The organism is Micromonospora sp. D93, assembly GCF_018070365.1.
GTDB lineage: Bacteria > Actinomycetota > Actinomycetes > Mycobacteriales > Micromonosporaceae > Micromonospora > Micromonospora ureilytica.
Genome location: NZ_JAGPXW010000003.1, coordinates 279065 through 293579, shown reverse-complemented (window position 1 = coordinate 293579; position 14515 = coordinate 279065). Strand labels below are relative to the sequence as shown.

The window sequence follows — 14515 nt, the reverse complement described above, 5'->3', positions numbered from 1 at the left end:
CCAAGTGAAGGTTCAACCTTCCGGAGGCAACCGATGACGTTGGCGAGGTGGTACAAGCGATGAGCGACGTGCCCACCCTCCTTGAGATGCGCTCCATCACCAAGGAGTTTCCCGGAGTCAAGGCCCTCTCCGACGTCAACCTGGTGGTTCGCGCCGGCGAGATCCATGCCATCTGCGGCGAGAACGGCGCGGGCAAGTCCACCCTGATGAAGGTGCTCAGCGGGGTGTACCCGCACGGCACCTACGACGGCAAGATCGTCTACCAGGGGTCGGAGACCAAGTTCTCCGACATCCGGGCGAGCGAGAACGCCGGCATCGTGATCATCCACCAGGAGCTCGCGCTCATTCCAGGAATGTCGATCGCCGAGAACATCTTCCTCGGCAACGAACCGCGCAAGCGGGGCGCGATCGACTGGAAGGCCGCGAACCGGATGGCGCTGGACCTGATGGCCCGGGTCGGTCTGGAAGAGGACCCCGACACCCTGGTCAAGGACATCGGGGTCGGCAAGCAGCAGCTCGTGGAGATCGCCAAGGCGTTCGCCAAGGACGTCAAGCTGCTCATCCTCGACGAGCCCACCGCGGCGCTCAACGAGGCCGACTCCAAGCACCTGCTGGACCTGCTGCGCGGGTTCCGCTCCCGTGGCATCACCTCGATCATGATCTCGCACAAGCTGAACGAGATCGAGGCGATCGCCGACCAGATCACTATCCTGCGCGACGGCCGGACCGTGGAGACCCTCGACGTCAAGGCGGACGGGGTCGACGAGGACCGGATCGTGCGGGGCATGGTCGGCCGCGAGCTGAGCAGCCGGTTCCCGGACCACACGCCGAAGATCGGTGAGGTCTTCTTCGAGGTGCGCGACTGGAACGTCCGGCACCCGATCTCCGCCGAGCGGCAGGTCTGCAAGAACGAGAGCTTCGTGGTGCGCCGCGGCGAGATCGTCGGCTTCGCCGGTCTCATGGGCGCGGGCCGTACCGAACTCGCGATGAGTGTCTTCGGCCGCTCCTACGGGGTGTTCGAGTCGGGCACGATCATCAAGGACGGCAAGGAGATCGTCCTGAAGTCGGTGGCGGATGCCATCGACAACGGCCTTGCCTACGTCAGCGAGGACCGCAAGGCGATCGGCCTCAACCTGCTCGACGACATCAAGACGTCGACGGTGGCCGCCAAGCTGTCCAAGATTCGGCACCACGGCGTCCTGAACGAGGTCGAGGAGTACCAGGCGGCTGAGTCGTACCGCAAGGAGTTGCGGACCAAGGCCCCGACGGTCGACGAGGGCGTCTCCAAGCTCTCCGGCGGCAACCAGCAGAAGGTCGTCCTGGCCAAGTGGATGTTCACCGACCCGGACCTGCTGATCCTCGACGAGCCGACGCGCGGCATCGACGTGGGTGCCAAGTACGAGATCTACGGCATCATCCAGCGGCTCGCCGACCAGGGGAAGGGCGTCGTCGTCATCTCCTCGGAGCTGCCTGAGCTGATCGGGCTGTGCGACCGCATCTACACCGTGTTCGAAGGCGCCATCACGGGCGAGATCGCCCGGGCGGACGCCACCCCGGAAAACCTCATGAAGCAGATGACCTCGACGAAGAAGATGGCCACACGATGAGCCGATTGAAGGACCTTCAGAAGAACCTGTTCGGCGGTAGCAGCTCCAACGCCCGGCAGTTCGGGATGATCTTCACCCTGGTGGCGATCGTCGTCCTGTTCCAGATCCTGACCGATGGCCTGACCCTGCAGTCGAACAACCTGATCGCGCTGTTCCAGCAGAATTCGTACATTCTGATTCTGGCCATCGGCATGCTCATGGTGATCGTCGCCGGGCACATCGACCTCTCGGTCGGCTCGATCGCCGCCTTCGCGGGCATCCTGGTGGCCAAGTCGATGGCCGACTGGTCGCTGCCGTGGCCCGCCGCGATCCTGTTCGGCCTGGTGATCGGTGCGATCATCGGTGCCTGGCAGGGCTTCTGGGTGGCCTATGTGGGGGTGCCGGCGTTCATCGTCACGCTGGCCGGCATGCTGCTGTTCCGCGGCGGCAACCAGTTCATCGGTAACGCCAGCACCATCCCGGTGCCCGAGGGCTTCCGGCAGATCGGCTCCGGCTTCCTGCCCGAGTTCGGTCCGAACACCGGCTACAACAACGCCACGCTGTTGCTCGGCCTGGCCGCGGCGGTGGCGGTGGTGTGGCGTGAGATCCAGGCCCGCAAGACCCGACGGGCCATGGACGCCGACCCGGCGCCCATGTGGATCTCCATCCTGCGGATGGCCATCATGGTCGGCGTCATCGCCTTCGCGGCGCTGCGCTTCGCCAGCGGTCGCGTCGGCACCAGCTTCCCGATCTCCGGCATCATCCTGCTGGTCCTGGTCATCGCGTACTCCTTCTACACCCGCAACACGGCCGGTGGCCGGCACATCTACGCGGTGGGCGGCAACTCCCGGGCGGCCGAGCTGTCCGGTGTGAAGCTCAAGCGGGTCAACTTCTTCGTCATGATGAACATGTCCGTCCTGGCCGCGCTGGCCGGCATGATCTTCGTGGCCCGTTCGGCGGCCTCCGGACCGCAGGACGGCAACGGCTGGGAGCTGGACGCCATTGCCGCCGTCTTCATCGGTGGCGCGGCCGTCGCCGGCGGTATCGGCACCATCAGCGGCTCCATCGTCGGTGGTCTCGTCATGGCCGTGCTCAACAACGGCCTGCAGCTGATGGGCGTCGGCACCGACCGAGTCCAGATCATCAAGGGCCTGGTCCTGCTGCTGGCCGTGGCGATCGACGTCTACAACAAGAGCCAGGGGCGCTTCTCCATCATCGGGAGCCTGACGCGGCCGTTCCGCCGCGACGACTCCGCCCCACCCGCCTCACCGCCGGACGCGGAGCGCGAGCCCGCCAAGGCAGCGGTGTCCGGCTGACGGCCACCGACCTCTCCACCCCGTCTCACACCCAAGAAAGGCAAGTCCTCACCATGCGTAAATTCTTCGGCACGTCGGTGGTGGCCATCAGCGCCGCCGCCATGCTGGCCCTCGCCGGCTGCGGCTCCGGCCGTGACGGCGACAGCGGCTCCGGCGGCGAGGCCGCCAAGGGCTTCGCGGCGAACTCGCTGATCGGCGTGGCCCTGCCGGCCAAGACCTCGGAGAACTGGGTCCTCGCCGGTGACCTGTTCAGCAACGGCCTCAAGGAGGCCGGCTTCCAGGGTGACGTGCAGTACGCCGGCGCGTCGACCACTGTCGCCGACCAGCAGGCCCAGATCACCGCCATGGTCACCAAGGGCGCCAAGGTCATCGTCATCGGCGCGACCGACGCCGCACAGCTGTCGACCCAGGTCGCGGCGGCCCACACGGCCGGCGTGAAGGTCATCGCCTACGACCGGCTCATCACCAACACGCCGGACCTCGACTACTACGTCGCGTTCGACAACTTCAAGGTTGGCCAGCTCCAGGGCCAGGCCCTGCTGGACGGCATGAAGGCCAAGAAGCCGAACGGCCCGTACAACATCGAGCTGTTCTCCGGCTCGCCGGACGACAACAACGCCGGTGTCTTCTTCAACGGCGCGATGGACGTGCTCCAGCCGGAGATCGACAAGGGCAACGTGGTCGTCGCCTCGGGTCAGAAGGACGTCAAGCAGACCGCCATCCAGGGCTGGAAGGCCGAGGGTGCGCAGGCCCGCATGGACCAGCTGCTGACCTCGACCTACGGCAACAAGGAGCTGGACGGCGTCCTCTCCCCGAACGACACGCTGGCCCGCGCCATCCTGACCTCGGTCAAGGGTGCTGGCAAGCCGACCCCGATCGTCACCGGCCAGGACTCCGAGGTCGAGTCGGTCAAGTCGATCGTCGCTGGCGAGCAGTACATGACGATCAACAAGGACACCCGCAACCTGGTGAAGGAGACCATCAACATGGTCAAGGCTCTCCAGGCCGGTGACAAGCCGCAGGTGAACGACACCAAGTCCTACAACAACGGCAGCAAGGTCGTCGACACGTACCTGCTCCCGCCGGTCGCCGTCACCAAGGCGAACGCGGCTGAGGCGTACGCCACCGACCCGAAGCTCGCGCCGCTCACCAAGTAATCACCGCACGGTAGGTAGTAACGCCGATGGGTCCCGGGTCTCCTCTACCGGGACCCATCGTCGTCCCTGCACCCCCGCACCAACCGGCCTCGACCCGGAAGGAGGTCTGACCGTGGCGACACCAGTACGGGCCAGGCCAGCCGGCGTCGGCCGCAACGCCGAGTCCCCGCTGCCGCCGGTCCCCGGCGCCAGCCAGGAGGAGATCCGGCGGCAGAACCTCGGCGCTGTACTGCGCTACGTCCACCTGCACGGACCGACGTCCCGCGCCGAGCTGACCAGCAGGCTCGGCCTCAACCGAAGCACCATCGGTGCCCTCGCGGCCGACCTGGTCACCAGCGGCCTGGTCACCGAGGAGGCGCCGACCACAGCCCGCCGCGCCGGCCGTCCCTCGCTGGTGGTCAGTCCTCGCTCCGACCGGGTGTACGCACACGCGTTGAGCATCGACGCGGACCGGCTGCGCGCCGCCCGGGTCGGCCTCGGCGGGCAGATCCTCGACCTGCGGGAGATCCCCCGACCCAGCGGCATGTCGGCGATCGACGCCGTCGGGCCCCTCGCCGACCTGGTCCGCGACATGGAACGCTCCGTGGCCGGTGACGCGCTGCTGGTCGGCGGCGCCGCTGCGGTCACTGACACCACCCGCGACCCGGACGGCAGGATCCGGATCGCCAGCATCGACGAGACGCTCGGCGCCGCCCTGGAGGCAGAGTTCAGCGCCGGCCCCGGTTTCGTGGCGGGTGACCTGGCCGACATCGCCGGCCTGGCCGAGCACGTCCGGGGCGTCGCGGCCGGCATCGACGACGTCATCTACCTGCACGGGGACCTGGGCATCAGCGCCGGCATCATCGTCGGTGGCCGCCTGGTGGTCGGCCACCGGGGTCACAGCGGCAAGGTCGGCCACATGGTCGTCAACCCCAACGGCCTGCCCTGCGGCTGCGGTTCACGCGGCTGCTGGGAGACCGAGATCTCCGAAGCCGCGCTGTTGCGGCACGCCGGCCGTGACCCGAGCGACCGCGCGGCGGTGGCCGAGGTGCTGCGCGCGGCGGCGGACGGCGACCCGACCGCCCGCGCGGCCGTCGAGCAGGTGGCGGACTGGCTCGGCTTCGGCGTGGCGAACCTGGTCAACGTGGTCAACCCGGACGCCGTGGTGTTCGGTGGCTCGCTGCGCGACATCTTCACCGCCGGTGCGGACGTGGTCGGGGACCGGCTGGACACCATGCCACTGCCCGCCTCCCGCGAGCACCTGCGGTTGCGCGCGGCGGCACTCGGCCGCGACGCGGTCCTGATCGGTGCCGCCGAGTTGGCGTTCGACAAACTCCTGGCCGACCCGCTGAACGTCGGCGTCGCGGGCCAGGTCGGGCCCGCACACTCGGCGTAACCGTCGCGTGCCGGCAGGAACGTCGCGGTGGCTGGCGGTGGTCTGGCCGCTCGTTGTCGGTGGTCGCCGTTAGGCTCGCCGGCGTGGGTGTGCACCGACTCGATCGGGCCCAGGCGCGACGGATCGCCATCCGGGCCCAGCTGCTGGCCGCTCCGCGTCCGACCGATCTCCTGACCGTGGTCCGCCAGCTGACCCTGGTGCAGATCGACCCGACCGCCGCCGTCGCCCCCAGCGCCGACCTCGTCTGCTGGAGCCGGCTCGGCTCGTCGTACCAGCCCTTGCACCTGCGGGAGGCCCTCGAACGGCGCCGGACGCTCTTCGAGCACCAGGCGATGGTGCGACCGATGGACGACCTGGGGCTCTTCCTCGCGGCGATGGCGGCGTCGCCCGGTCACGAGCGCCACAGCGAGTGGCTGCGCGCCAACGACTCGTTCCGGCGGGACGTGCTCGACCTGCTGGGCCGCTCCGGTCCGCTGCTCTCCCGCGACATCCCGGACACGAGCGCCGTGCCGTGGCCGTCGTCGGGCTGGACCAACAACCGCAACGTCACCCAGATGCTGGAGTTCCTGGCCCTGCGCGGCGAGGTCGCGATCGCCGGCCGTCAGGGCCGACAGCGGCTCTGGGACGTGGCCGAGCGGGTCTACCCGGCCGGCACACCCGTCGTCGAGCTGGAGCAGGCGCGCCGACTCCGCAACGAGCGACGGCTGCGGGCGCTGGGCGTCGCTCGGGCGAAGGCGGTGGTCGTGCCCGGCGAGCCCGCCGACGTCGGCGACGTCGGTGAGCCCGCGGTGATCGAGGGCGTCGCGGGGGAGTGGCGGGTGGACCCGGCCGCGCTCGGGCAGCCCTTCACCGGGCGCACGGGGCTCTTGTCGCCGTTCGACCGGCTGGTGCACGACCGGGTCCGCCTCGCGGACCTCTTCGAGTACGAGTACGTGCTGGAGATGTACAAGCCCAGGGCGAGCCGCCGGTGGGGCTACTTCGCGCTGCCGATCCTGCACGGTGATCGGCTGGTCGGAAAGGTGGACGCCACGGCCGAGCGTCGGCGCGGCACGCTCACCGTGCACGCCGTTCACGAGGACGTGCCCTTCACCCCGGCTGTGACCCGGGCCGTGCACGACGAGCTGCACGACCTTGCGTCCTGGCTGTCGCTGACCGTCGAGGGCCTCCGCTGACGGGTGCTCGCCGAGGCCCCCGCTCCCCGACGAGCACCCGTCGCCCAGCTAGGCGATCCGGCGGACCCGACGCACAGCCAGGTAGACCAGGAGCAGGGCGAGGGCGACGAAGATGCCCGTCTCGATGCCCTGGAACAGCCAGAACCGATCCGCCGGCTGGTACAGCTCCCAGTTGTACGCGCCCGGCTTGAGGCCCAGTTCGGCGCCGCAGGCACGGCCGTCCGGGCCCTTGCCACCCGGCGGGCACTGGATCCGGGTGTCCTCCGCCACCATCGCCCCGTCGGCGTTGCGGATGCCCACGGAGAGGACCCAGTCGCCCCGGTCCCCCTCCGGTATCCCGCCCCCGTCGATCGGGAATGTCTGGGTGAGGGCCGGCTGGTAGTGCGGTCGGGCCAGGACCGCGATCGCCGCCCGAACGCCGATGAACCCGGCGAGGGTGATGCCCATGGCAGGCAGCATCCGTTTCCACACGGTGCCGGCGAAGATGCCGAGCGCCACGGCGAAGAGGGTGTAACCGATCGGGACGACACCCTGCAGGTCGAAGACGATCAGACCGAACCGGCCCTCGCGCGCGGTCTGGGTGAGCGGCTCGACCCACCAGGACATGCCCAGCCCGTAGCCGACCGCGAGGACCAGCACGCCCGCGCCGACCAGGCCGAACTTCACAAGGGCCCACTGGTTCCGGCCGACACCCTGGGTCCAGACGAACCGGTGCGTGCCCTGCTCGACCTCGCGGGCGACCAGCGGGGCTCCCCAGAACAGACCGACAAGCACCGGCAGGGTGATCAGGAGTACGGCCAGCAGGTTGAGGCTGCCGTACTGGTTGGTGAAGCGGTGGAAGCCCGCATCGCACGTCTCGCGGGTCGTCTGCGCCACGTCGGCACGGGCGAGCTGGTTGACGCAGTCCGTCAGCCCGAGGTCGGCGAAGGTGTTCCGCATCGACAAACCGATCGGCACCAGCACGGCGGCCAGCACCGCGAACCCCAGCAGGGTGTAGAGCGCCTGCTTGCGGTGTTGCCGCCAGGTCAACCAGATCATGCCGCTACCCCCCACTCGCTGTGATTGGTCTTCGTGGTGCCGTCGGCCAGATAGGCCAGCACGACGTCCTCCAGGCTGACCTCGCGGACCGTCCAGGCCGGATCGGTGACCGGCCCGTCGGTGCGGACCAGCAACGTGGACTGCCGATCGGTGTGGCTGGCCCGGACCACTGCGGCGACGCCCCCGATTGCGCCGCCGTCGTGGCGCGGCCCGACGAGTTGCCGGTGCTCGGCGACCAGGTCGTCGACCGCGCCGGTGAGCTGCACCTGGGAGGCGTTGAGCACGATCAGGTAGTCGCAGACCCGTTCCAGGTCCGCCAGCAGGTGCGAGGAGAGCAGGACTGTGGTGCCCGACTCCGCGACGCTGCCCATCAACGACTGGAGGAACTCCCGTCGAGCCAGGGGGTCGAGGCTGGCGACCGGTTCGTCGAGCAGCAGCAGCCGCGGCTGCTTCGCCAGCGCCAGGGCAAGCGCCACCTGGGCCCGTTGACCGCCGGAGAGCTTGCCGACCGGCTTGTCCGGCGGGATGCCGAGCTGCGCCAGCCGCTGGCGGGCCAACGCCGCGTCCCACCGCTTGTTCAGCTTGCCGCCGGCGACGACCAACTCGGACGCCGTGAAGTCCCGGTACAGCGGGGTGTCCTGGGCGACGAAGCCGATGTCGGCCAGGCCCTCCGTGTCACCGTAGGGGGACCGGCCGAACACCCGGACCGTGCCCGCGTCGGGCTTGAGCAGCCCGACGGCCAGGTGCAACAGCGTGCTCTTGCCCGCGCCGTTCGGCCCCACCAACGCGGCGATCCGGCCGGCCGGTAGATGCAGCGAGCAGTCCCGCAACGCCCAGGTACTGCCGTACCGCTTGCCGAGCCGGTCTGCTTCCAAGACCATGTCCATCCGTTGTCCTCTCGTTCCGCTCATGCGTGCTCCTTGTGCGGGGCGTCGTCGGCGAGGGTGGCGCGCAGCGTCGTCTCCACCAGGGCGATGACGTCCTCGGCCGTGAGGCCGGCAGCTTGCGCCCGGTGCAGCCAGGCGACCAGGTCGTCGCGTAGCTCGGCCTGGTTGGGCAGGGACGCGCCGGCCAGGGTGCGCTGGACGAACGTGCCCACCCCGGGTCGGCCGCCGACCAGACCCTCGATTTCCAACTCCCGGTACGCCTTCAGCACCGTGTTCGGGTTGATCGCCAGGGATTGCGCGACGTCCCGGACCTTCGGCAACTGGTCGCCCGGTGTCAGCAGGCCAACCCGCAGCGCCTGTTTCACCTGCTGCACGAGCTGCATGTAGGTGTTCACCTTCGACCGGCTGTCCAGTACGAACTCGATCACTCCCGATGATCCTTCCTGTTGTCCTACGACAGTAGGACTAATAGACAGCTTCATCGGTGACCCACCGGCTGTCAAGTCCGTCTTGTTCGATGCGCCGCGTCCTGTCGGGCGCGGAGGCCCGACCCCGGTGGCACCGGCAGGCCAGCGGTTGGCACCGACGGGTCAGCCCGATGGGAAGGGACCGGCAGCGATCCGGGGGACGGGGAGGTGTTCGGTGGTCACCAACGAACTGACGACGTCGAGGGCGACTCCACTACAGGCCGCTCGCGCCCGGGGCCGCGTACGCGGGCGGCTGATCCTGCTCGGCCCGGCGTTCGTTGCCGCCGTCGCGTACGTCGACCCCGGCAACTTCGCCACCAACTCCGCCGCCGGCGCCCGCTACGGCTACCTGCTGGTCTGGGTCGTGGTGGTGGCCAACCTGATGGCGATGTTGGTGCAGACGCTCACCGCGAAGCTGGGTCTGGCCACCGGGCGCAGCCTGCCGGAGCTGTGCCGGGAGCGCCTACCCCGGCCGGTGAACCGGATGATGTGGGTGCAGGCCGAGTTGGTCGCCATGGCCACCGACCTGGCCGAGGTGATCGGTGGCGCGGTTGCCCTGTACCTGCTCTTCGGCATCCCCCTGCTGCCCGGCGGGATCATCATCGGCACGGCCTCGTTCGCTGTGCTCGCGTTGCGCTCGCGCGGCTACCGCGCCTTCGAGGTCGCCATCGCCGTCCTGCTCGGTGTGATCGTGCTGGCCTTCGCGGCCAACCTGCTCGCCTCCGGCTCCGACCCCGCCTCGGCCATGGCCGGTCTGGTGCCGCGCCTGCAGGGCACGGACAGCGTGCTGCTGGCCGCCGGCATCCTCGGCGCGACAGTCATGCCGCACGTCATCTACGTGCACTCCGCGCTCACCCGTGACCGCATTCCCGCCGCCGACGACAGCGAGCGCCGGATCTTGTTCCGCGGCCAGCGCACCGATGTGCTGCTCGCCCTGAGCGCGGCCGGCGCGGTCAACCTCGCCATGCTGCTGATCGCCGCGGCCAGCTTCCGGGGCGGCGGGCCGGGCGGTGCGGACAGCCTGGAGGGGGTGCACGCCGGGCTCGGCCAGACCATCGGCACCGCCGCCGCGTTCGGGTTCGCCGTCGCCCTGCTGGTGTCGGGGCTCGCCTCCACGAGCGTGGGCACCTACGCCGGAGAAGTGATCATGCAGGGCTTCCTGCGGCGGCGGGTTCCGCTGCTGCTGCGTCGGCTGGTCACCCTGCTGCCCGCGTTGGCAGTGCTCGCCATCGGCCTCGACCCGACCCGGGCGCTGGTGCTGTCCCAGGTCATCCTCAGCTTCGGCATCCCGTTCGCGCTGATCCCTGTGGTCGCCTTCACCCGCCGCCGCGACCTGATGGGCAACCTGGTCAACCACCCGCTCACCACCGCCGCCGCGTGCCTGGTGGCCGTGCTGGTGGTCGCGCTCAACGCGTTCCTCCTCTGGCAGGTCGTCGCCGTGGGTTGAGCCGACCGGTTGCCTGGGTCCAGGCACCCCCACGAGCGTGATGTCTGTGAGTCATATTGATGACTCACAGACATCACGCGTTGGGCGAGCATCCCGGGCCGGACCGTCGTGTGCGGCCAGGCCGGCGAGCGCGGGCGTGGTCAGGTGCGACGCCCCTCGTCGCGGGCCGGGATCTCCTGGCGCTGTTCGAGGGCGTCCGCCGGGTTGGCGTCGGCCGGCAGCGACGTCACCTCCTCGAGCGTGCCCGCCGGGAAGGCGCCCTGCTCGGCCAGGTCGGCCTCGGACGCCTCCGGGTCCACGTCACCCGACACCTGGTCCGGCGCCCCGACGTCGAACGCGTCCTGCCGTTGTTCCAGGGCATCCGCCTCCGGCGGAGGGAACGTGCCGCCCTGTTCATCCCGGTACGTGCTCATCGGAGCCTCCCACCCGGCGGGTGTCGACATGCCGCCGGGCCGCTGCCTACCCGCCACCGCCGCGCTCAGGCCGCCACACCGGGCAAGATCTGGGCAGTTTCCGGGATAGTGCTGCCTCCGCAGCGCCTGAGGCTGCACGTTCCCGGTGGTTGCGCGGATCTTGAGACGGCGGGGCAGGCGGAGCGACAGTACATCGACCGGGGGATCCGACGCGTCCCCCCGATGACCGCCGCCGGTGGCCGGGATCGGCCAGGATGGGCGGGTGGCCGGTCACGGCCGCGACGAGGAGGGTGGGCGATGCGGGTAGGCGGACGGTTGACCTGGGGGCGGCGTGTTCGCGCGGGGGCGGTGCTGACCGCGTTGCTCGCGGGCGTGGTGCCGCCGGCCGTGGCGCTGGTGCCGGCCGCCGCCACGGCGGGCGCGGCGGCGGGGACGCCGGTCTGTCAGGTGCGCGACGACCGGCTCCGCGAGATCTCCGGGATGGTCGCCACCGACGACGGGTACGTGGTGATCAACGACGGCGCCGACGACGAGGCGCGCCGCCGAATCTTCTTCCTTGACCAGCGCTGCGCTGTGGTGCGAACGGTCTCCTTCCCGTCCCGCCCCCGCGACACTGAGGACCTGGCCATCGGTCGGGACGGCACCGTCTGGGTCGGCGACATCGGCGACAACGACCGGTCCCGGCCGACGGTCGGCGTGTGGCGGCTCGCGCCGGGGGCGAAGCAGCCCGTGCTGCACCGCATGACCTACCCGGACCGCCCGCACGACGCCGAGGCGCTGCTGCTCGACGCGTCAGGTCGGCCGCTGATCGTCACCAAGGGCGGCAGTGGCACCGTCTTCCTGTACGCGCCGAGCACCGAGCTGCGGTCGGGCGCGACAACGCCGCTGACCGCGCTCGGCCAGGTGACAGTGCCGACGACCACGACCAGCAACCCGTTCTCGTTCCTGGGGCGTGGGGTGATCACCGGCGCGGCGAGCGCACCGGACGGACGGCGGGTGGTGCTGCGCAGCTACGCCGACGCCTTCGAGTACGACGTGCCCGACGGCGACGTCGTCCGCGCGTTGACCACCGGCACCCCGCGGATCACCCCGTTGCCGGACGAGCCCCAGGGCGAGTCGATCACCTACAGTCGCGACGGCCGGTCGTTGCTCACCGTCTCCGAGTCCGCCGGTCAAGCAGCCGGCACCCGCTCGACGATCCTGCGCTACCCGGCCACGGCCACCACGGTCACCGCCGCGCCCTCCACGGAGTCCGTCGACCCGGCGGCGCCCACGTCGGTCCGTCCGGCCGCCGGGGAGGTAGGCGGCGTGGATGGCCGGACCTGGCCGCTGGCGGTCGGCGCCGGGACGCTGCTGGTCCTGCTCGGGCTGGCCGGCGTGCTGTGGTGGAGGCACACCGTGCGCCGGTGACCGGTCCGGGCCTGCGGCAGGATGGGGCTATGTCCGTCCTGTCCACGTTGCGCCACCCGATCATCGCCGCCCCGATGGCTGGCGGCCCGTCCACGCCCGCGCTCGTGGCCGCCGTGTCCGCGGCGGGTGGGTTGGGCTTCCTCGCCGCCGGGATGATCGACACCGACCGGCTGGTCGCCGACGTCGCCGAGGTCCGCGAACGTACCGATCGGCCGTTCGGTGTCAACGTCTTCCTGCCCGACCCCGGTGGCGTCGACGAGGCCGCCGTCCAGGCGTACGCCGAACGGCTCGCCCCGCAGGCGGCCCTGCGCGGGGTGCGCCTGGGCGAGCCGGTGGGAGGCGACGACGCGTACCCGGAGAAGCTGGCCGCCCTGCTCGCGGACCCGGTCCCGGTCGTGTCCTTCGTGTTCGGGCTGCCCGACCGGGCGGCGGTGACCGCCCTGCGCGAGCGGGGCACCGAGGTGTGGGCCACCGTCACCCGCCCGGACGCGGCGACCGCCGCCGCCGACCTGGGTGTGGACGCGGTGGTGGTGCAGGGCACCGAGGCCGGTGGGCATCGCGGTGGCCTACCGGACGATGACGACTACGGGCTGCTGCCGCTGCTCCGGCTGACCGCCGCCCGCTGTGACCGGCCGCTGGTGGCCGCCGGCGGCCTCGTCGACGGCCCCGCGGTGGCCGCCGTGTTGGCTGCCGGCGCCGCCGCCGCGCAACTCGGCACGGCCTTCCTGCGCTGCCCGGAGGCGGGCAGCTCGCCGATGCACCGGGCGGCGGTGGCCGGTGCCACGCCGACCGCGTTGACCCGGGCGTTCACCGGCAAGCGGGCCCGGGGTGTGGCCAACGACTTCCTGCGCCAGCACGACGCGGTGGCACCGCACGGTTACCCCCAGGTGCTGCACCTGACGCGTCCACTGCTCGCCGCCGCCCGGCGCGACGGGGACGCGTCGGTGGCCAACCTGTGGGCCGGGCAGGCGCACCCGCTGGCCCGGGACCTGCCGGCCGCGCAGGTCGTCGCCGAGGTGAGTGCCGACGCGCGGGCCGCGCTGGCCACAGTTGTCGAGCGGTACGGCCGCTGGGGCTGAGCAGGCCGCCGGCAACCGGCTCGGGCGGGCGGGACAGGCCTGGCGGGCAACCCGTTAGAGTCTCGCCGTGATCGAGATCGGTGCGCAGGTCGACCTGTCCCACCCGCCTGAGCGGGTCTGGCTCGCGCTGACCGATCGGGAGTTGCTCGGCCGGTGGTTCGCCGAGGCCGAGACGGTCGAGGGCGTACCGGACCGGATGCTGCTGCACACGGCCGACCTGCCCGGCTTCGAGGCCGACGTCGAGGTCGAGGTGACCGAGCGGCAGGAGCCGGACCTCCTCGTGCTGGCCTGCGACGAGGCCGGCCGGCTCAGCGAGCTGACCTGCACGGTCACCGCCACGAAGCAGGGCTGCCGGCTGGAGCTGCGGGAGGTCAGCACGCACGGGGCGTGGTCCGCCGAGCAGCACGAGCCCCGCGAGCAACAACTCCGGCAGGGGCTGACCGTGCGGCTGCCGGCCATCCTCGACTGGCTCGCCTTCCAGCAGGTCGACCTGCGCCGCGCCGACGGTGGGATGACCACGGAACTGCCGCTGATCCGCGTACGCGACGGGGCCGGCCGCAACCCCCGTCGGCGTCGCACGCTGGTCGCCGTGGTCGCCGGGGCCGTGCTGGTGGCGGGGACGGCGGCGTGGGTGACGTTGCCGCCCGACCCGAAGCCGGCCGCCGCGCCCGCACCGACAACAACCGCGTCGCCGACCACGACGGCCGGCACGACCACAGTGGCAGCGCCCCCGGCGACCCAGTCGGCGCGCCCCACTCGGACCACCGCGTCGGCGACCACCCGCCCGAGCCGGACCCCGTCGGCGAAGCCCTCGCGGACGCCCTCGTCGACCGCCCCACCCCCGCCGCCGGCACCCGTGGTGGTGGCCCGCTACGAGACCGACTCCAGCCGCCTGTTCGGCTACACCGGCGAGATCGTTGTCGACAACCCCGGCAGCGCACCGGTGGCGGACTGGGCCGTGGTGGTCACCCTCGCCGAAGGCACCACAGTCGATGACGTCGACGGCGCGAGCGGCCGACAGGACGGACGGGCGATCACCTTCACCGGAGCCGCCGTTGCGGCTGGGAAATCCCTGACGATCAGCTTCGATGTGCGCGACAGTCGACCGAAGGCCCGGGAACCGGAGAGCTGCACGATCGGCGGGCAACCCTGCGCGGGCCTCTGACTA

13 protein-coding genes are annotated in these 14515 nt (G+C 71.0%); 9 read left to right on the top strand and 4 right to left on the bottom strand.

The window, feature by feature from the left end; all coding sequences use genetic code 11:
• Nucleotides 1-59: 59 nt before the first annotated feature.
• The 5 genes from mmsA to KBX71_RS05735 all read left to right on the top strand — a co-directional run bounded on the left by mmsA (nt 60) and on the right by KBX71_RS05735 (nt 6606).
• Nucleotides 60-1607: a multiple monosaccharide ABC transporter ATP-binding protein gene (mmsA, locus tag KBX71_RS05755; RefSeq protein WP_210816902.1), complete on the top strand. Its 1548-nt coding sequence runs from the start codon at nt 60-62 to the stop codon at nt 1605-1607.
• A complete protein-coding gene (gene mmsB / locus KBX71_RS05750; protein WP_210816901.1) occupies nt 1604-2902 on the top strand; it encodes a multiple monosaccharide ABC transporter permease in 1299 nt (432 codons plus the stop codon). The genes mmsA and mmsB overlap by 4 nt, the downstream gene beginning before the upstream one ends.
• A gap of 53 nt (nt 2903-2955) precedes the next feature.
• Complete coding sequence (locus tag KBX71_RS05745; protein ID WP_210816899.1) at nt 2956-4059, top strand: sugar-binding protein; 1104 nt, start codon at nt 2956-2958, stop codon at nt 4057-4059.
• Nucleotides 4060-4171: 112 nt separating this feature from the next.
• Complete coding sequence (locus tag KBX71_RS05740) at nt 4172-5434, top strand: ROK family transcriptional regulator (protein WP_210816896.1); 1263 nt, start codon at nt 4172-4174, stop codon at nt 5432-5434.
• An 83-nt stretch (nt 5435-5517) separates the two neighbouring features.
• Complete coding sequence (locus KBX71_RS05735) at nt 5518-6606, top strand: DNA glycosylase AlkZ-like family protein (protein ID WP_210816894.1); 1089 nt, start codon at nt 5518-5520, stop codon at nt 6604-6606.
• Nucleotides 6607-6654: 48 nt separating this feature from the next.
• Here KBX71_RS05735 and KBX71_RS05730 read toward each other — a convergent pair whose 3' ends face one another.
• Genes KBX71_RS05730 through KBX71_RS05720 form a run of 3 tightly spaced genes read right to left on the bottom strand, consistent with a single transcriptional unit; the run spans nt 6655 to nt 8959 of the window.
• Nucleotides 6655-7644, bottom strand: coding sequence for an ABC transporter permease (locus KBX71_RS05730; RefSeq protein WP_112624873.1), 990 nt, complete (start codon nt 7642-7644; stop codon nt 6655-6657).
• The gene (locus KBX71_RS05725) at nt 7641-8531 is read right to left on the bottom strand and encodes an ABC transporter ATP-binding protein (protein WP_124822429.1); all 891 of its coding nucleotides are present in this window, start codon (nt 8529-8531) and stop codon (nt 7641-7643) included. The genes KBX71_RS05730 and KBX71_RS05725 overlap by 4 nt, the downstream gene beginning before the upstream one ends.
• A 20-nt stretch (nt 8532-8551) precedes the next feature.
• Nucleotides 8552-8959 carry a GntR family transcriptional regulator gene (locus KBX71_RS05720; protein ID WP_124822414.1) on the bottom strand — a complete coding sequence of 136 codons (408 nt, stop codon included), beginning with the start codon at nt 8957-8959 and terminating at the stop codon, nt 8552-8554.
• 214 nt (nt 8960-9173) lie between these two features.
• Here KBX71_RS05720 and KBX71_RS05715 point away from each other — a divergent pair, with 214 nt between their 5' ends.
• Nucleotides 9174-10445 (top strand): Nramp family divalent metal transporter, encoded by a 1272-nt coding sequence (locus KBX71_RS05715; RefSeq protein ID WP_210816893.1) that lies wholly within the window; start codon nt 9174-9176, stop codon nt 10443-10445.
• A gap of 140 nt (nt 10446-10585) precedes the next feature.
• Here KBX71_RS05715 and KBX71_RS05710 read toward each other — a convergent pair whose 3' ends face one another.
• Nucleotides 10586-10858, bottom strand: coding sequence for a hypothetical protein (locus KBX71_RS05710; RefSeq protein ID WP_210816887.1), 273 nt, complete (start codon nt 10856-10858; stop codon nt 10586-10588).
• 297 nt (nt 10859-11155) lie between these two features.
• Here KBX71_RS05710 and KBX71_RS05705 point away from each other — a divergent pair, with 297 nt between their 5' ends.
• From KBX71_RS05705 to KBX71_RS05695, 3 genes are all read left to right on the top strand, one after another.
• Nucleotides 11156-12268: a hypothetical protein gene (locus tag KBX71_RS05705; protein WP_247682956.1), complete on the top strand. Its 1113-nt coding sequence runs from the start codon at nt 11156-11158 to the stop codon at nt 12266-12268.
• Between the two features lie 29 nt (nt 12269-12297).
• Nucleotides 12298-13347, top strand: a complete 1050-nt coding sequence (locus KBX71_RS05700) for a nitronate monooxygenase family protein (protein ID WP_210816885.1) — start codon at nt 12298-12300, stop codon at nt 13345-13347.
• Nucleotides 13348-13414: 67 nt separating this feature from the next.
• Nucleotides 13415-14512, top strand: a complete 1098-nt coding sequence (locus tag KBX71_RS05695; protein WP_210816883.1) for an SRPBCC domain-containing protein — start codon at nt 13415-13417, stop codon at nt 14510-14512.
• The last annotated feature ends 3 nt before the right edge of the window (nt 14513-14515 follow it).

Coding starts and splice junctions, on each gene's coding strand:
- KBX71_RS05700 (WP_210816885.1), top strand. CDS start 12,298: ATGTCCGTCCTGTCCACGTTGCGCCACCCGATCATCGCCGCCCCGATG.
- KBX71_RS05705 (WP_247682956.1), top strand. CDS start 11,156: ATGCGGGTAGGCGGACGGTTGACCTGGGGGCGGCGTGTTCGCGCGGGG.
- mmsA (WP_210816902.1), top strand. CDS start 60: ATGAGCGACGTGCCCACCCTCCTTGAGATGCGCTCCATCACCAAGGAG.
- KBX71_RS05725 (WP_124822429.1), bottom strand. CDS start 8,531: ATGGACATGGTCTTGGAAGCAGACCGGCTCGGCAAGCGGTACGGCAGT.
- KBX71_RS05745 (WP_210816899.1), top strand. CDS start 2,956: ATGCGTAAATTCTTCGGCACGTCGGTGGTGGCCATCAGCGCCGCCGCC.
- KBX71_RS05730 (WP_112624873.1), bottom strand. CDS start 7,644: ATGATCTGGTTGACCTGGCGGCAACACCGCAAGCAGGCGCTCTACACC.
- KBX71_RS05710 (WP_210816887.1), bottom strand. CDS start 10,858: ATGAGCACGTACCGGGATGAACAGGGCGGCACGTTCCCTCCGCCGGAG.
- mmsB (WP_210816901.1), top strand. CDS start 1,604: ATGAGCCGATTGAAGGACCTTCAGAAGAACCTGTTCGGCGGTAGCAGC.